Here is a 15971-nt window from a genome sequence, read left to right as displayed (position 1 = left end):
TGATTTTTCTTTTTTACTTATTTAATTGAATAGTCGCGACCCAAAACCTGGTCAAGGTCAGCCTTAGATACCAGATAGTCGTAAATAGATTGATTGTAAGTCAATTCAGCCTGGGTTAACGACACTTGAGAACTGTTCAGTTCCAACACCGTACCTTTACCTACTTCGTAGCGTTTACCGGCTATTTCCACTGCTTTCTGAGCCTGCATTACGTTCTCCTTATTACTTACCACCTGTTCGGAACTTGCCGCCATGTTATTCTGGTAACTAGTAATCTGCATATTCAGTTTACGCTCAGTATCCGTGCGGTTTTCCTTCAACTGGTTGATCTGAATTCGTGCGGTTTTCAGTTTCGTAAAGTTACTGGCCTTATAAAGAGGAATATTCAGGGTAAATACCAAAGCTGAACTTCCACCCCAATTATAGTCGAACACATTCCAGTTATTATTATACAATGACTGGTATTGATAAGAATAATTCATTCCCAATGTCGGCATAAAGTTTGTCTTCAGGGATTTCAGATTCTGATTGAGCATCTTCATGTTCAGGTCGAATTGCTTCATTGTGGTATTGTTCACCAAGCCCTCATTCAGCTCATTCAACTGGTTAGCAAACAAATCAGTCTCATAATTAGCCAGATTATCAGCAATCTTGAGATCGAATTCTTCCGTTATTCCCATCAGCACTTTCAGCTGAAGCTTGGATAAAGTAACAGCATTTCCCGCTGAAATCACATTCGGCTTCACACTACGCATCTGTACTTCAGCGCTAATCTTATCGAATTCGCTGACAGCTCCCTGCTGGTATTTCGCATTAACCACGTTATAATTGTCTTCTGCCAATTTATAACTCTTCTGCAAAACTTCATAAGAGTCTTGTGCCAGCATCAACTGGTAATACGCTTTCGTAACCTGATTTACCAGATCCTGCTTAGAAGCACGTGATTTTTCTACTGCCAATTCTATGTCGGTTTTCGTCATAGACATTGCTTTGTAGACTGAAGGGGCAAATAACGGTAAGCTGATATTCAAGGTTCCGCTTACTGTATTCGAATCGTCCTGACCCATTTTAAAAGACTGGCCGCCGAGATTCATTTGAGCCGCCGTAATTGTATGGTTCCATGTTCCACCAATACTGGCTTCCGGCAACAAACTCTGCCAGGTCTCCTTGTTAGCCACTTTTTTCAGGGCTATTTCCTCTTCGGCAACCTTTATCGTAGGATTATCACTAAGTGCGATTTCCAGTGCTTTGTCAAGGGTCAAGGTTAGGGTTTCTGTCGTCTCCTGTGCCCGTATATGGCCTATAGCCAATAAAAGGACCACAGTCAACATCATTTTCTTGCTTACCAAAAATAGTTGTCTGTCCATAAAAATCAATCTGTATGTTTATTAGGATTATTCTTTTATTCCGTATTGGACTGTCGATCCTTACGATATTCCCGGATAAATTCTTCCAGTTTGCGAGCTCCCTTTTCTGTTGATATTCCCCGGAGATAGGTGAACATGATAGATTCATATACTTCCAGAAAAGAGTGCTCTTTGCAGAGATCCGTATTCATCAGCAAATCGAGCTGCTCGCGTACCAACAGGTTTACAATCGTAAAGTTGACGTCATCGCGGAAATACCCTTGTTGTATACCTAGTTTAAAGAAAGCAATCGTTTCCTCGGAATCGCGGTTGCGACGCTTCATCAATTCTGCATAGACTTTAGGATATTTCTTGATGTCTTCAAAGAACTTTTTATTAGTATTATGAAACTTCTCAATACTCCGCTGATAGAGTTTTAACAAAACTTCCAATACATTTGAAGCCTTTTCATAGACATCTTTCACGTAAGCGTCTCCCTCACGCTGGGCCTTCAGGAGGCATTCCATAAGTAAGGTTTCTTTATCAGAAAACACCTCATACAAAGTACGTTTGGAGATGCCCAGTGCCGCAGCAATATCATCCATCGTAATGCTCTTGATACCATGGGTAGCAAAAGATTTCAGAGCAGTATCGATGATACGCTCCCGTAACTCTAATCTTTGAGGGTGTTCTTTCACATTGTCGCCCGTTTTCATTTCTATTTTCTCTTTAATTTTTTAGATTTCAAGCAGAAGAATGTCCACTTTCGGAATAAAACTGGGCAAATATAGAAAGAAAACTCAATTCTTCAATTGAGTTTCCTTTGAAAGATTAACTATATTAATGTTTATTATATTTCCGGCAGATTTATTGGGAAGAATGTTAATAATCGAACTTCGTCCGGTTCAGGAACGCCACTGTCTTATGAATTTCCTTGTACATGACAATGTCGTCTTTAATAAAAGGGACTTCTTTGCGATATTCATTCAGGAAGCGTTCCAAAGCGGGAGAGGTTTTCAGAGGACGACGGAACTCGATGCCTTGGGCAGCATTCATCAGTTCGATGGAGAGAATGTGTTCCAGATTGTCCATGATACGGTACAGTTTGGTAGCTGCATTAGCTCCCATGCTGACATGATCTTCCTGGCCGTTGGAGGAAACAATAGAATCACTGCTGGCAGCATAGCAATACATCTTATTCTGACTGACCATGGAAGCAGCAGCATATTGTGGTATCATAAACCCTGAGTTCAAACCGGGATTGGCTACCAGAAATTCAGGCAGACCGCGCAGTCCCATAATAAGTTGTGCCACACGCCGCTCGGAGATGTTGCCTAATTCGGCAAGGGCAATACCCAGGAAGTCATAAGAAATGGCAAGCGGCTGCCCGTGGAAGTTTCCGCCGGAAATGATACGGTCTTCATCGGGAAAGATAGTAGGATTATCCGTTACGGAATTAATTTCGGTCAGCAAGACAGAAGAGACATAACGGATGGCATCTTTCGTTGCACCATGCACTTGGGGGATGCAGCGGAAAGAATACGGATCTTGGACATGGGCTTTGTATTGAGCAATGATTTCACTGCCTTCCAGGAGTTTACGGAAATTATCGCCTGTCTCGATTTGCCCCCGATGCGGGCGGATTTGCTGGATGCAATCCATGAAAGGATCGATACGCCCATCGAAAGCTTCGAGGGAGAGAGCAGCAATAAGGTCGGCTTTCTTGGAGAGACGGAAGGCTTTCAGAATGGCAAACACACCATTGGCACTCATAAACTGCGTACCATTGAGCAGGGCAAGGCCTTCCTTACTCATAAGTTTCACCGGTTCCCAACCGAACTCATCGAGGACGCTGATGGCCTCGCGCTTCTTACCTTTATAATAAACATCGCCCACACCGATAAGCGGCAGGAAGAGATTGGCAAGAGGAGCCAGATCACCGGATGCACCGAGCGAACCACGGTCGTAGACAATAGGCATCACATCGTTATTGAAGAAATCGAGGATACGCTGCACGGTAATGACTTGTACGCCACTATGTCCCAAAGAAAGGGCATGGGCCTTGAGCAGCATCATTAGTTTGACGATGACAGGACGTATTTCTTCACCGACGCTGCAAGCATGACTCTTAATCAGGTTTTCCTGCAAAGTACCCAATTCATCAGGAGATATATTTTTGCTGCACAGGGAACCGAAGCCTGTAGTAATGCCGTACAAAGGTTCTTCGGACGCGGCTATCTTATGATCGAGGTAGTCGCGGCATTTTTGTATCCGTTCTTTGGCTTCGGGAGCCAGTTCCAGTTTCAGATTCTCGTTGATAATTCGTTCGATGATGTCGAATGTGAGTTCACCGGACCCTACATGATAGACATTTTTCATACTCGCAATTCTTGGTTAACAACATCCAATACTTCTTTTTCACGGTCACAAGCCAATCGCTCCAATACATCGGCTTCTCTTTGAAGTTCATCCGCAAAGGTTTTATCTTTGATGGAACCCAGGTTGATGCGGACATTCAGCAGTGCACCCAGCACAGCAGTGCGGGCAGACATCATGGCCACACAAGCATCAGTCACTGCATTACGATTTCCCAAACGGGCAACATCGGCAATCACCGACATCAGTTCGTAGGCATTACGAGCTACTTGCATGGGGACTAGGGCGGCATGCTTAGTGGCTTCCTGGATGGCTGCACTGCGAGCAACTTTTTCTTCATCGGTAGCCTTGGGCATTTTGAAGCAGGCAAATACGGCATCATAAGCTTCCGAGTCACGATCTATATCGGCTACGAATACGTCTTTCTCGCTCAGTGCGAGAGAAGCAATATGGTTCATAAGTTCCTCGTGTTCTTCGTAATTCTTCTTGCCGATGGTGAGGTTAGCAACCATAGCGGCAAGCGCCGAAGCTACGGCGCCGTTCAAGGCAGCAATGCTTCCGCCACCGGGGACGGGATCACTGCCCGCCACTTTACTCAAGAATTCTTTCACTGTCAAATCAACTAACATGGTATTTTTCTTTAAAGGTTTTACAATACAGGATAAATCACTCCTTCTTTAATGGTGGTATTTACACAATTCATACCGACATAATAAGGCAAAAAATGGTAATTATCGGAATTCAGCACTACAAAATCTCCTTTCTTGCCTACTTCGATGCTACCGATACTGTCCGCCCGGTTCAAGGCAGCAGCCCCGTTCAGGGTAAGGGCAGTGATAGCTTCTTCAATAGTAAGACGCATATAGATGCATGCCAAGGCAAAAGTCAACGGAATGGATCCGGAGAAACAACTGCCCGGATTGAGATCCGTGGCAAGGGCTACGGCACAACCGGAATCAATCATTTCACGGCCGCGTGCATAAGGTTCTTTCAGGGCAAAAGCAGTAAGAGGAAGCAAAGTTGCAACAGTTCCGGCATCCCGCATAGCGCAGATACCTGTATCGGATGCATGCAACAGATGATCCGCAGAAACAGCAGAAAGTCCGGCAGCCAGTTCGGCACCACCCAGCGGAACGATTTCATCAGCATGGAGTTTCAAACCCAGACCATATTCCTTGGCAGCTTGCAACAAACGGCGGGATTGCTCGACGGAGAAAACGCCTTGTTCGCAGAATACATCACAAAACTCGGCCAGTTCGTTCTTGGCAACGCAAGGCAGGACATCACTGATAATGAAATCGAGGTATTCGTCCGTCCGTCCCTTATATTCCTCGGGTACGGCATGCGCCCCCAGAAAAGTGGATACAATATCCACCCGCTTATGCTCTTCGTTATTCAAGCTACGCATGACCTTGAGTTGCAGAAGTTCCGTTTCCTTATCCAGTCCGTAGCCGCTCTTGCCTTCTACGGTGGTAACCCCCATATTACTCATTTGTTTCAAAAAACCTTCGGCTTTGGAGCGAAGTTGAATGAAACTACATTCGCGGGTGGCTTTCACAGTGCTTACAATGCCACCACCACGCTCCATAATAGACATATAGCTTTCTCCTTTCAGCCTCCAGGAAAATTCTTCGGCACGTTCACCACCAAATACAAAGTGGGTATGCGAATCTACGAAACCGGGCAACAGACATTTGCCACGAGCATTATAGTGCCAATAGCGTTGATAATATCCGTCACGCATCTCGCCCCGGGAAGGGCCGACATAGGAAATGATACCATCGGTTACTTCTATTGTAGCATTATCAATGATGCACAGTTCCCCCATCTCTTTGCCGCAACGGGCGGAAAAGCCGATGGGGGTTACAACGCGGGCATTGAAAATTATCAGGTTCTCGGTCATACTAAAACTTTATTTGTGTAATCTGTATAAATTGGTGTCTTGCCTTATTCTTCCATAATCCTCGCCTCAAGCACTTGTTGCATAGAGAAATTCTCTAAACCAAGATAATAAGAAGCTGTATCAATGAGCGCCTCCATCGGAACAAGGCCGATAATCTCACTCCCCACGATGCTAACTCCATAACGACGTGCTTCTACACGGGTCAGTTCAAAAGCGCGGTAAAGGGCGGTACGGGTATAGTCTGTCATATTGATGGAAACCTGAGTAATGCCCCGGTCTTTCAACTCTACTCCCATGGCTTTGCAATAACGCAGGCCACCGCCAATGAAACGAATCTTCTTGGCAATATCATGTGCGATATCCAGATTAGGTGTATTCAAATTGATATTGTAGGCTACCAACGGCATACGGGCACCGATAGCAACGGTTCCGGCAGTGGCATGGCGTTCGGCAGGACCAAAGTCGGGCTTCCATTCGGGTAGCTTTATCTTTTCTGCCATACCTTCAAACTCACCTTTACGCACGGCAGCAAGATTTTCGCGATGCGGAGCGGATGCGGATTTCTCATAGAGAAAAACAGGGAGATTATAGCGTTTGCCCACTTCTTCCCCTACTTCTTTGGAAAGGGCGATAGCTTCTTCCATCGTCACATTCTTAATGGGGATGAAAGGAACTACATCTACGGCACCCATACGGGGATGTTGCCCGGTGTGGTGGTTAAGGTCAATAAGCTTTACAGCAATACCGATGGCTTCGAGCACGGCATCACGAAGGGGTTCCGGTTCTCCTACCACAGTTACTACCAAACGGTTGTGGTCTTCGTCGTTACTGTAATCCAGAAGTTTTACACCTTGTTTACCTCGGAAAGGGGATATGATTTGATCTATTTTCTGCAAGTCACGTCCCTCGCTGAAGTTAGGGACACATTCGATGATTTTATTCATAATCTTTTAAAATTAAGAATGAAGAACTAAAAATGAAGAATGAAGAATTATGAATGAAGAATTACCTTGCGGTGCAACCCGCATAGCGCAGCTTAATTCTTCATTCTTCATTCATAATTCTTCATTTATTATATGTATTTATTTACTAATTCGTCATCAGCCACATAGGGCATCGTGATATGATAACCGTCGGCATATGTCCGGTTAAACTCTTCACTCGTCTCCATAGCATGTTCATTGCGTGCCCATGAACGCCGGGCTACACCGCCCATCACGTCCCATAACATAGCCGAACGAAGTATCTCATCCACCCGCTCACTACCATCACATACCATACCAAAACCACCATTTATGGCTTTTCCGATACCCACGCCACCACCATTGTGCAGCGCTACGAGGCTCATTCCACGAGCACAGTTTCCGGCAAAGCATTGCACGGCCATATCCGCCATGACATTGCTTCCATCTTTTATATTAGAAGTTTCGCGGAAAGGAGAGTCCGTACCGCTCACATCGTGATGATCGCGTCCCAACATAATAGGTCCCACCTCACCATTGCGTACCATTTCATTGAACTTCAACGCTATCTTCATACGCCCTACCGCATCCTGATAAAGAATACGCGCCTGTGTACCTACCACAAGATTATTCTTTTCCGCGTCGCGTATCCAATTGTAGTTATCCAGATCTTGGCCGCGACGGTTCGGATCAATGCATTCCATCGCTGCATGATCGGTCTTTATCAAATCTTCATGTTTACCACTGAGACATACCCAGCGGAAAGGTCCGTAACCGTAATCAAAAAGTTCCGGCCCCATAATATCTTCTACATAACTGGGGAATATAAACCCGTTCTTATCGTCTTCTTCTTTGGCAATCTCACGAACTCCGGCATCATAAACGGCTTTCATAAAGGAGTTTCCGTAATCGAAGAAATAGGTTCCATGCTCTACAAGGGCCTTTATAGCCCGAAAGTGACGTGCCAACGATTCATTCACCAATCTACAGAATTTCTGCGGGTTTTCATGCAACAGATTTGTACGTTCAGCGAAAGTAATTCCCACCGGACAATATCCGCCTTCGTAAACAGCATGACAGGAAGTCTGGTCAGAAAGCAGGTCTATATGTATATCTTGGTCTACAGCATATTCCAGCAGGTCAACGATATTCCCATGGTAAGCAATGGAAATCGGTTTCTTACCGTCCATCGCCTCATGCGCCAGCGAGAATGCTTCGGGAATAGAATCCGTGACGTGCCCTACCCAACCTTGCCAATGCCGGGTTTCAATGCGTGACATATCCACCTCGGCTATAATGGAAGCTGCACCCGACATCTCTGCGGCCTTAGGCTGAGCACCGCTCATGCCGCCCAAACCGGAAGAAATAAACAGGTGTCCGCGCAAATCAGCGCTTTGAGGAATACCGAGTTTCATACGTCCGGCATTCAGCAGAGTATTGAAGGTGCCATGCACAATACCCTGAGGACCAATGTACATCCAACCTCCGGCAGTCATCTGACCGTAGTTGGCAACTCCCATTTGCATGGCCACGTGCCAATCCTTCTGATTATCGTAAAGACCTACCATCATGGCATTCGTAATAATCACGCGTGGTGCATCGGGCTTAGAACGAAATAATCCCAGCGGATGTCCACTTTCAATAACGAGTGTCTGATCTTGAGTCAGCACTTCAAGATATTGTTTAATGAGACGATACTGCATCCAGTTTTGGCAGACCTGTCCCGTTTCGCCATAAGTGACGAGTTCATAAGGATAGAGAGCAATGTCGAAGCAGAGATTATTGTCAATCATCACCTGAAAAGCCTTGCCTTCAATGCAGTTTCCTTTGTAGGCATTGATAGGTTTTGCTTTGAGGTCGCCTTGCGGACGATATCGGTAGCCATAGATACGCCCGCGGGTACGAAGTTCTTCCATAAACTCCGGAGCGAGGGTCTCGTGTAATTCTTTGGGAATATAGCGCAATGCGTTCTTTAACGCCGTGGCAGTTTGTGCGGGCGAAAGTGTGAAGCCACGGTCGGGAGCCCTCCGGATACCCTCTACGAAAGTGGGATAAGGGGGCAATGTGTTACTTAAGGTTATTTCCATAACATACAGGATGAAAGGTTACAAAATGTCATCAGTTTACTTCCGTAATATGCCGCAATATAGAAATAAATCCCGATATCAACAAGTAATACCGGGATTTATTTACCATTTAGTCATTTTAAGCGCAGTAAGTATTTACCTGTAACTTCCGCACTTTCACTGCTTTCCTGTAAGAAGGCGTTCAGAAGTTCCGGCTCATTTTTTAGTAGCTGTAGCATTTTGTCTTTCCCTACGAACTCTACTTTACCCGTTTCCGGATTCAGTTCATAATAAACCCGCGCATTGACCAGCCCCGAAGCGGCAATAGCCGTACCGACATCTCCACCCAGCTTCGTAGCGTCGGCAGGCTGTGTGGTACTTGCCGCCACAGATCCTACAGGCTGTGCGTAGAAATAAATTTTCCCCTGTATCCAGGTGGCAGGGGCGTACCAACCGCCGAAACGGAAACGTTTATAACGCACTTTCTTACAGTTGACGTATAACGCCGAGTCAGCCCTCACCGCATAACAACGGGATTTCAAATATCGGCAGAGACCGGGATTGTCATCTACCGAGATGCGATAGTCAGCACCTCCCATCAGTAAAATCTGATTCTTGGAGCGCTTCTCTATCTTCAATGTGGAGAGTGTGTCGCCACGATCTTCCACCAGTTCCTTCAAATTGGCATATATCACTTGCTGGGCGCTCCCATGCAAAGCAACCAATAATCCGAATATGCTTAATAACCACCACCTTTTCATACCCCAAGCTTTTCTTTCTAAAACAGTTTTATCTGAGCGAAAGTTACATTATTTATCCAAGAAGAGCAAATTATTGAAAAGAAAAATGCAATTACGGCAGATTTATGTTCATGCATATTTATACTTGGGCTTATCTCTGTACTGCATAATACGCTTCAAAGTTGTGAGTAACTGGAAAAATAAGTAATATTCATCAAAGGGATATCTAAGGCGGAAACCTACTACCTCGATGAAGAAGAATCGCTTCATCACTTGGAACTGCAAGTTTCTTCTAGGTGAAACAAACGGTTCTCTAAAAGGAAACATAAATATGGATGCTAAGTTCTTAATTAGAACAAGAGAAAGCAGATAAAGCATTTGGTTATAAAGCAGGCTTATTTTACCTTTGCAGCAAAGAGACAATAGAATGAACACAATCGATGAAATAACCGCCACTTATCAGCGCATTGCTGAAGAAGGACGTTCGGAATTAAATAAAGTACAAAACAAGATTTACCGCATAGGCTCACTGCGATTATTGTTATTTGTAGCAGGAATTGCGGGAATTATATATTTCTGGTCATCAGGCTGGATAGTATTAACAGGGATCATTACCGTTACACTTCTGCCTTTTATCCTGTTGATAAAATATCACAACCGGCTGTTTCACCGGAAAGATTATCTGGAAAAAAAGATAACAATCAATGAGCAAGAACTTTCGGCACTGAATTATGACACATCCTCTTTTGAAGACGGAGCAGAATTTATCAATCCAGCACACCTGTACAGTTATGACCTGGATGTGTTTGGGCCACATTCTCTTTTTCAGTATATAAACCGTACCTGTACGCAACTTGGAAAGAGCTTGTTAGCCAATTGGCTGGGCACGCACCTTGTAAATAAGAAAGAGATAGAATCCCGACAGGAAGCCATTCGCCAACTGGCACCGGAATTGAACTTTCGACAAGAATTCCGTATTCTGGGAATGCTCTATAAAGGGAAAGCTGCTGATGAAGATGAATTAAAGGCATGGGCTAAGAGTCCCAGTGTCTTCCGGAAGAATATTTTCTTTCGCATGCTACCGCTATTGGCGGGTGGAATAAATATCTTATGTATAGCATTGGCTATTGCAGGCATTATTCCGTTCACAGTTTTCGGTATTCTATGGTTATGCTTTGTTTTTGCCAGCTTTTGTTTCACTAGTAAAATCACTAAAATGCAAGCTGTCTACGGAAAGAAGCTACAGATATTAGCAACGTACGCCAATCTACTCCGACTTATAGAAAATCAGCTCATGAAAAGTCCGATATTGAAGGAAGTGAGAGAATGGATCGGTGATGAAAAACAAACAGCTTCTCACTCCATTCAGCGTCTAAGCAAGCTTATGAACGAACTCGATCAGCGAAACAACGCCTACATATATGCCACCCTCAACGGATTATTCTTCTGGGAAATCCGCAAAATCATACAGATTGAAGGATGGAAAGAGCAATATGCTTCTGAACTGCCACGCTGGCTGACAGCTATCGCTCACATGGATGCTCTGTGTTCACTGGCCACATTCGCCTATAATCATCCGGATTACTCCTACCCTACTATCACCACCCAGTCTTTCAGTCTCTGCGCCGTATCTATGGGACATCCACTGATAAACCGCGACAAATGTGTACGCAATGACATTGATATAAAAAAACGTCCTTTCTTCATTATTATCACCGGAGCAAATATGGCAGGCAAAAGTACGTATCTTCGTACGGTAGGCATCAATTATTTGCTGGCTTGCATCGGCACCCCCGTTTGCGCCCGGAGTATGGAACTGTATCCTGTTCAGCTCATCACCAGTCTGCGCACCAGCGACTCCCTGAATGATAATGAATCCTATTTCTTTGCAGAACTGAAACGTCTGAAACTTATCATCGACAAACTACAAGCCGGTGAAGAGTTTTTCATCATCCTTGATGAGATTCTAAAAGGAACCAACTCCATGGATAAGCAGAAAGGCTCGCTCGCCCTTATCAAACAATTCATGACTTTACAGACAAATGGTATCATCGCTACTCACGACCTGATGCTCGGCACGCTTGCCGACATTTATCCTGATGATATCCATAATTACCGATTCGAAGCCGACATCACAGGTAATGAACTGACTTTTTCTTATCGTCTGCGCGAAGGGGTAGCTCAGAATATGAATGCCTGTTTCCTGATGAAAAAAATGGGGATAGCCGTTACCGACTGATCCCCATAACTTCAAAGTTAAGCCCAGAAATCCTGAGGGTTAGTTCACTCTACACTTCGCCAAGAAAGCCGATACGGTTGCTGCGTCATTCCCTGTATAATAATGTACAGAGGTTATCGGAGTGTATGTATAAGGCACAAACTGAAACAGCTGAACGGCTGCAAATTTATTATCTTGAGAAAGTATAACATCCAAACGTACATTACCGCTTCCTTCACTCTTTACACCTTCTTCAATAGAAAGCTGGCCCTTTTCAATCATCTCTTTCAACTTACCCATGTGTTTCAAATCGAAGAACACACTGCGTTCCTTAGTAATACTTCCTGTCGGAATGTATACCACTTCTTTAGATTTCCAAAACAAACGGAATATTCCTAAGAGGAAAAATGCCGTACCTAACACCATCAACAACATACTAAGCGTAGATGAGCGGTCAGTTACTTCAAAAGTTGATGCGAATATAAGGATACCTAACAGTAGCATTGCCACTGAAAAAATTAGTCCGGAGACACTTGTGCGTTTTGCGATATCGGGGTGTGTAGACGCAAAAATAGTTGCGTCAATTGCTTGAGTTGCCATAATTTAAATCGTTTAAAATGAATAAAAGTTTAACTGATAAAAATACCAATAATCACCTCGTACAGTCTATGACCACATAAGGCAAAAAAATCTGAATTCATTCAAACGTCTAAATGATAATTCGCCTGAGCGTAAATATATAATATTCACACGCAGGGTGGCAGCGATAAGAGGTGCTGGTATCAAACAACTTCGAGCGATGCAATGACAGTACATCGTCACGATGAGCCAGCCGCTCTATCATGTCTTTTAACGAAAGGATATATTCTGTTGTATACGAACGTTGCGCACGTGAAAAGGTGAGCAACTGAGTAGTTCCAGCGGAACTTGCAAGTTCTGCATCTGACAAGTATGGCAATTTCGGAGCTGGAATATAACTTCCTTGCCGAACATCATTTCGCTGCTTATTCCCCTCTTCCCCTAAACTAACTTGAGCGGTAATAACCATTTCATCTACCGTCTGTACGGTAAATGCATCACTCACACTTCCACAAAAGGCAGTAGCGAGGATCAGGAATAATATCACCTTCAGAAACTTTGCCATATCTATCTGCAAAGATAACAGTTTGTTTCATTTAATTGTTTAATAGTAGAACCTTTTAATGAATGTTTAGGAAAGATATATCTTCTTTCCTCCCAAAATATCCGAATGCAGAGTAAAAAAAAGCCGTCCCTTTCACAAGAGACGGCTTTTATATTGAAAAGAATAGTCGATTTATTCAGCTTTAGCTTCTTCCGCTTTTGCCTCTTCAACTGTCGGTGCTTCAGCAACCGGAGCTTCTGCCGGAGCAGCAACTTCAGTAGCAGCTTTCTTAGAACGGCGGGTACGAGTAGCTTTCTTAGCAACCTTTTCCTTAGCCATGTTTTCGTTGTAATCAACGAGTTCAATAAAGCACATTTCAGCGTTATCACCTAGACGGTGTCCTGTCTTGATGATACGAGTATAACCACCCGGACGGTCAGCAATCTTCACAGAGATTTCCTTGAACAGCTCCGTTACAACTTGCTTGTCTTGCAGATTGCTGAATACAACACGACGAGAGTTAGTCGTGTCATCCTTTGACTTTGTAATCAAAGGCTCAACAAACTTCTTCAGAGCTTTAGCCTTTGCAACAGTCGTAGTGATTCTTTTGTGCTTAATCAAAGAACATGCCATGTTAGATAACATCGCGTTTCTGTGAGAAGCAGTACGACCTAAATGATTGAATTTCTTATTATGTCTCATTTTTTATTCTTTATCTAATTTATATTTAGAAATATCGGTTCCAAACGAAAGATTCAGACTTTCCAGCAAATCATCAAGCTCAGTAAGCGATTTCTTTCCGAAGTTTCTGAATTTCAGTAAATCCGTCTTATTGAATTGTACCAAATCACCCAATGTTTCTACATCGGCAGCCTTCAAGCAGTTGAGGGCACGAACTGATAAGTCCATATCAACAAGTTTAGTTTTCAACAATTGACGCATGTGCAATACTTCTTCATCAAATTCTTCATTGCCATCCACATCATTGCTTTCCAATGTAATCTTCTCATCAGAGAAGAGCATGAAGTGATAAATCAGAATCTTTGCAGCTTCTTTCAGCGCTTCCTTCGGATGAATAGAACCGTCGGTAGTAATCTCAAGTACCAATTTGTCGTAGTCCGTCTTTTGTTCAACACGGAACGGTTCAATCTGATACTTCACATTACGTATCGGTGTATAAATGGAATCGATAGGAATTACGTTAACATCCGTGCAATATTCGCGATTTTCATCAGCCGGAACATATCCACGACCTTTGTTAATCGTAATATCGATTTGCATAGTTGCTTTAGAATCTAAATGACAAATAACTAATTCAGGATTTAACACTTCAAATCCAGTCAAATACTTACCTATGTCACCTGCTTTAAATTCACTAGAATTTTCGATTGTAATACTTACTTTCTCACTTTCGAATTCTTCAACTACTTGCTTGAATCTCACCTGTTTCAGATTCAAGATAATGTTAGTAACATCCTCTTTAACTCCCGGTACGCTAGAGAACTCATGCTCAACACCATCTATTTTGATAGTAGTGATAGCAAAACCCTCTAATGACGAAAGCAGGATGCGGCGTAGTGCATTACCAACGGTAATACCAAAACCGGGCTCCAACGGACGAAATTCGAATTTACCGAATCTAGAATCCGCTTCCAACATTAATACTTTATCAGGTTTTTGAAATGCTAATATCGCCATGAAATTAATTATTTTATTTAGAATACAATTCTACAATCAAATGCTCTTTAATGTTTTCAGGAATGTCTGCTCTTTCAGGTACATGCAACAATTTACCAACCTTAGAGTTATCATCCCATTCCAACCAAGGATATTTGCTGTGGTTAAAGCCAGCCAGTGAATTAGCAATTACTTCCAAAGATTTAGATCTTTCACGAACACCAATTACCTGACCCGGTTTTACTGCAAATGAAGGAATATTTACCACTTCACCATCCACAGTAATATGCTTGTGACCCACCAACTGACGAGCAGCTGCACGAGTAGGAGCAATACCTAAACGGAATACAATGTTATCAAGACGACCTTCGAGCAACTGAAGCAGAATTTCACCGGTAATACCTTTAGCTGTTTCTGCCTTTTCAAACAGGTTGCGGAATTGTTTCTCTAAAACTCCATAGGTGTATTTGGCCTTCTGTTTCTCACGAAGTTGAACACCATACTCAGAAGTTTTTCTTTTTCTGGAATTACCGTGTTGTCCGGGAGGATAGTTCTTCTTTGACAATACTTTATCTGCTCCGAAGATACCTTCACCGAATTTACGGGCTATTCTTGATTTTGGTCCAGTATATCTAGCCATTTCTTTTAAATTTTAATTGTTTTATTCATGAACTCAATTTGTTGCAGCCGCGATTACAGAGAGAAATTAATGTAATCCAAAAACAAAATCAAGATCATTTTTATTAAAGGTAAATCTTAAACTCTACGTCTTTTCGGAGGACGACAACCATTATGTGGAAGCGGAGTTACATCAACGATTTCAGTAACTTCGATACCTGCACCATGAATAGTTCTAATAGCAGACTCACGTCCGTTACCTGGACCCTTCACATATGCTTTTACCTTTCTCAGGCCAAGATCAAATGCTATCTTTGCACAATCTTGGGCAGCCATCTGTGCTGCATAAGGAGTGTTCTTCTTAGAACCTCTAAATCCCATTTTACCAGCAGATGACCAAGAAATAATCTGCCCTTCACTGTTTGCAAGAGAAACAATAATATTGTTGAAAGATGAATGAACATGCAACTGTCCATTAGCGTCAACTTTCACATTTCTCTTCTTTGCTGCAACTGTTTTTTTTGCCATATCAACAATTATTATTTAGTAGCTTTTTTCTTATTTGCAACGGTTTTCTTTCTACCTTTACGAGTACGAGCATTATTCTTTGTGCTCTGTCCTCTTACAGGCAAACCGATACGATGACGTACACCACGGTAACAACCAATATCCATCAAACGTTTGATGTTCAATTGAACTTCCGAGCGAAGATCACCTTCTACTTTAAATTCTGCACCAATGATCTCACGAATCTTGGCAGCTTGATCATCCGTCCAGTCTTTCACCTTCAGGTCTTTATCTACACCAGCTTTATCTAAAATCTTTGCTGAACTACTACGACCTATTCCATAGATATAGGTCAACGCAACTTCACCTCTTTTATTTTGAGGTAAATCGACACCAACTATTCTTATAGCCATATACTAAATTATTTTTTTTGCA

The 15971-nt window shown here is 43.1% G+C and carries 16 protein-coding genes; 1 reads left to right on the top strand and 15 read right to left on the bottom strand.

What is annotated here, in order from left to right; all coding sequences use genetic code 11:
- Positions 1–17 precede the first annotated feature (17 nt).
- The 8 genes from VYM24_RS08450 to VYM24_RS08415 all read right to left on the bottom strand — a co-directional run bounded on the left by VYM24_RS08450 (position 18) and on the right by VYM24_RS08415 (position 9414).
- Positions 18–1367 carry a TolC family protein gene (locus tag VYM24_RS08450; RefSeq protein ID WP_044272209.1) on the bottom strand — a complete coding sequence of 450 codons (1350 nt, stop codon included), beginning with the start codon at positions 1365–1367 and terminating at the stop codon, positions 18–20.
- A 35-nt stretch (positions 1368–1402) separates the two neighbouring features.
- Complete coding sequence (locus tag VYM24_RS08445) at positions 1403–2062, bottom strand: TetR/AcrR family transcriptional regulator (RefSeq protein WP_291554488.1); 660 nt, start codon at positions 2060–2062, stop codon at positions 1403–1405.
- Between the two features lie 166 nt (positions 2063–2228).
- Positions 2229–3725: a histidine ammonia-lyase gene (gene hutH / locus VYM24_RS08440; RefSeq protein WP_291554490.1), complete on the bottom strand. Its 1497-nt coding sequence runs from the start codon at positions 3723–3725 to the stop codon at positions 2229–2231.
- Positions 3722–4351, bottom strand: coding sequence for a cyclodeaminase/cyclohydrolase family protein (locus VYM24_RS08435; RefSeq protein ID WP_291554492.1), 630 nt, complete (start codon positions 4349–4351; stop codon positions 3722–3724). The genes hutH and VYM24_RS08435 overlap by 4 nt, the downstream gene beginning before the upstream one ends.
- A 20-nt stretch (positions 4352–4371) precedes the next feature.
- The gene (hutI, locus tag VYM24_RS08430) at positions 4372–5625 is read right to left on the bottom strand and encodes an imidazolonepropionase (RefSeq protein WP_291554493.1); all 1254 of its coding nucleotides are present in this window, start codon (positions 5623–5625) and stop codon (positions 4372–4374) included.
- A 44-nt stretch (positions 5626–5669) separates the two neighbouring features.
- Positions 5670–6569, bottom strand: coding sequence for a glutamate formimidoyltransferase (ftcD, locus tag VYM24_RS08425; protein ID WP_291554496.1), 900 nt, complete (start codon positions 6567–6569; stop codon positions 5670–5672).
- Between the two features lie 128 nt (positions 6570–6697).
- Complete coding sequence (locus VYM24_RS08420) at positions 6698–8674, bottom strand: urocanate hydratase (protein WP_330941944.1); 1977 nt, start codon at positions 8672–8674, stop codon at positions 6698–6700.
- Positions 8675–8787: 113 nt separating this feature from the next.
- Positions 8788–9414: a DUF6563 family protein gene (locus VYM24_RS08415; RefSeq protein WP_291554500.1), complete on the bottom strand. Its 627-nt coding sequence runs from the start codon at positions 9412–9414 to the stop codon at positions 8788–8790.
- Between the two features lie 406 nt (positions 9415–9820).
- On the opposite strand from VYM24_RS08415, the gene VYM24_RS08410 reads away from it, so the two are divergent.
- Positions 9821–11632 carry a MutS family DNA mismatch repair protein gene (locus VYM24_RS08410; RefSeq protein ID WP_330941943.1) on the top strand — a complete coding sequence of 604 codons (1812 nt, stop codon included), beginning with the start codon at positions 9821–9823 and terminating at the stop codon, positions 11630–11632.
- A gap of 39 nt (positions 11633–11671) precedes the next feature.
- On the opposite strand, the gene VYM24_RS08405 is transcribed toward VYM24_RS08410, so the two are convergent.
- The 7 genes from VYM24_RS08405 to rpsM form a co-directional block, all read right to left on the bottom strand.
- On the bottom strand, positions 11672–12211 hold the full coding sequence (locus tag VYM24_RS08405) for a hypothetical protein (RefSeq protein ID WP_291554503.1): 540 nt from the start codon (positions 12209–12211) through the stop codon (positions 11672–11674).
- Between the two features lie 109 nt (positions 12212–12320).
- Complete coding sequence (locus VYM24_RS08400; RefSeq protein WP_330941942.1) at positions 12321–12755, bottom strand: hypothetical protein; 435 nt, start codon at positions 12753–12755, stop codon at positions 12321–12323.
- 171 nt (positions 12756–12926) lie between these two features.
- Entirely contained in the window at positions 12927–13436 is a 510-nt protein-coding gene (gene rplQ, locus VYM24_RS08395) for a 50S ribosomal protein L17 (protein ID WP_330941941.1), read from the bottom strand.
- A gap of 3 nt (positions 13437–13439) precedes the next feature.
- Positions 13440–14432 (bottom strand): DNA-directed RNA polymerase subunit alpha, encoded by a 993-nt coding sequence (locus tag VYM24_RS08390; protein ID WP_007212090.1) that lies wholly within the window; start codon positions 14430–14432, stop codon positions 13440–13442.
- Positions 14433–14445: 13 nt separating this feature from the next.
- Positions 14446–15051 (bottom strand): 30S ribosomal protein S4, encoded by a 606-nt coding sequence (rpsD, locus tag VYM24_RS08385; protein ID WP_007212089.1) that lies wholly within the window; start codon positions 15049–15051, stop codon positions 14446–14448.
- A 116-nt stretch (positions 15052–15167) separates the two neighbouring features.
- Positions 15168–15557: a 30S ribosomal protein S11 gene (gene rpsK, locus VYM24_RS08380; protein WP_007212088.1), complete on the bottom strand. Its 390-nt coding sequence runs from the start codon at positions 15555–15557 to the stop codon at positions 15168–15170.
- 11 nt (positions 15558–15568) lie between these two features.
- The gene (rpsM, locus tag VYM24_RS08375) at positions 15569–15949 is read right to left on the bottom strand and encodes a 30S ribosomal protein S13 (RefSeq protein ID WP_007212087.1); all 381 of its coding nucleotides are present in this window, start codon (positions 15947–15949) and stop codon (positions 15569–15571) included.
- Positions 15950–15971: the final 22 nt, after the last annotated feature.

It is taken from the genome of Bacteroides sp. MSB163 (assembly GCF_036416795.1).
GTDB classification, from domain to species: domain Bacteria; phylum Bacteroidota; class Bacteroidia; order Bacteroidales; family Bacteroidaceae; genus Bacteroides; species Bacteroides maternus.
The sequence above is the reverse complement of the archived record's forward strand: the minus strand, read 5'-3'. Positions and strand labels throughout refer to the sequence as shown.

What these genes read in the sequence shown, in the direction of transcription:
- VYM24_RS08450 (WP_044272209.1), bottom strand. Translation starts at nt 1,367, where the DNA reads ATGGACAGACAACTATTTTTGGTAAGCAAGAAAATGATGTTGACTGTG.
- VYM24_RS08445 (WP_291554488.1), bottom strand. Translation starts at nt 2,062, where the DNA reads ATGAAAACGGGCGACAATGTGAAAGAACACCCTCAAAGATTAGAGTTA.
- hutH (WP_291554490.1), bottom strand. Translation starts at nt 3,725, where the DNA reads ATGAAAAATGTCTATCATGTAGGGTCCGGTGAACTCACATTCGACATC.
- VYM24_RS08435 (WP_291554492.1), bottom strand. Translation starts at nt 4,351, where the DNA reads ATGTTAGTTGATTTGACAGTGAAAGAATTCTTGAGTAAAGTGGCGGGC.
- hutI (WP_291554493.1), bottom strand. Translation starts at nt 5,625, where the DNA reads ATGACCGAGAACCTGATAATTTTCAATGCCCGCGTTGTAACCCCCATC.
- ftcD (WP_291554496.1), bottom strand. Translation starts at nt 6,569, where the DNA reads ATGAATAAAATCATCGAATGTGTCCCTAACTTCAGCGAGGGACGTGAC.
- VYM24_RS08420 (WP_330941944.1), bottom strand. Translation starts at nt 8,674, where the DNA reads ATGGAAATAACCTTAAGTAACACATTGCCCCCTTATCCCACTTTCGTA.
- VYM24_RS08415 (WP_291554500.1), bottom strand. Translation starts at nt 9,414, where the DNA reads ATGAAAAGGTGGTGGTTATTAAGCATATTCGGATTATTGGTTGCTTTG.
- VYM24_RS08410 (WP_330941943.1), top strand. Translation starts at nt 9,821, where the DNA reads ATGAACACAATCGATGAAATAACCGCCACTTATCAGCGCATTGCTGAA.
- VYM24_RS08405 (WP_291554503.1), bottom strand. Translation starts at nt 12,211, where the DNA reads ATGGCAACTCAAGCAATTGACGCAACTATTTTTGCGTCTACACACCCC.
- VYM24_RS08400 (WP_330941942.1), bottom strand. Translation starts at nt 12,755, where the DNA reads ATGGCAAAGTTTCTGAAGGTGATATTATTCCTGATCCTCGCTACTGCC.
- rplQ (WP_330941941.1), bottom strand. Translation starts at nt 13,436, where the DNA reads ATGAGACATAATAAGAAATTCAATCATTTAGGTCGTACTGCTTCTCAC.
- VYM24_RS08390 (WP_007212090.1), bottom strand. Translation starts at nt 14,432, where the DNA reads ATGGCGATATTAGCATTTCAAAAACCTGATAAAGTATTAATGTTGGAA.
- rpsD (WP_007212089.1), bottom strand. Translation starts at nt 15,051, where the DNA reads ATGGCTAGATATACTGGACCAAAATCAAGAATAGCCCGTAAATTCGGT.
- rpsK (WP_007212088.1), bottom strand. Translation starts at nt 15,557, where the DNA reads ATGGCAAAAAAAACAGTTGCAGCAAAGAAGAGAAATGTGAAAGTTGAC.
- rpsM (WP_007212087.1), bottom strand. Translation starts at nt 15,949, where the DNA reads ATGGCTATAAGAATAGTTGGTGTCGATTTACCTCAAAATAAAAGAGGT.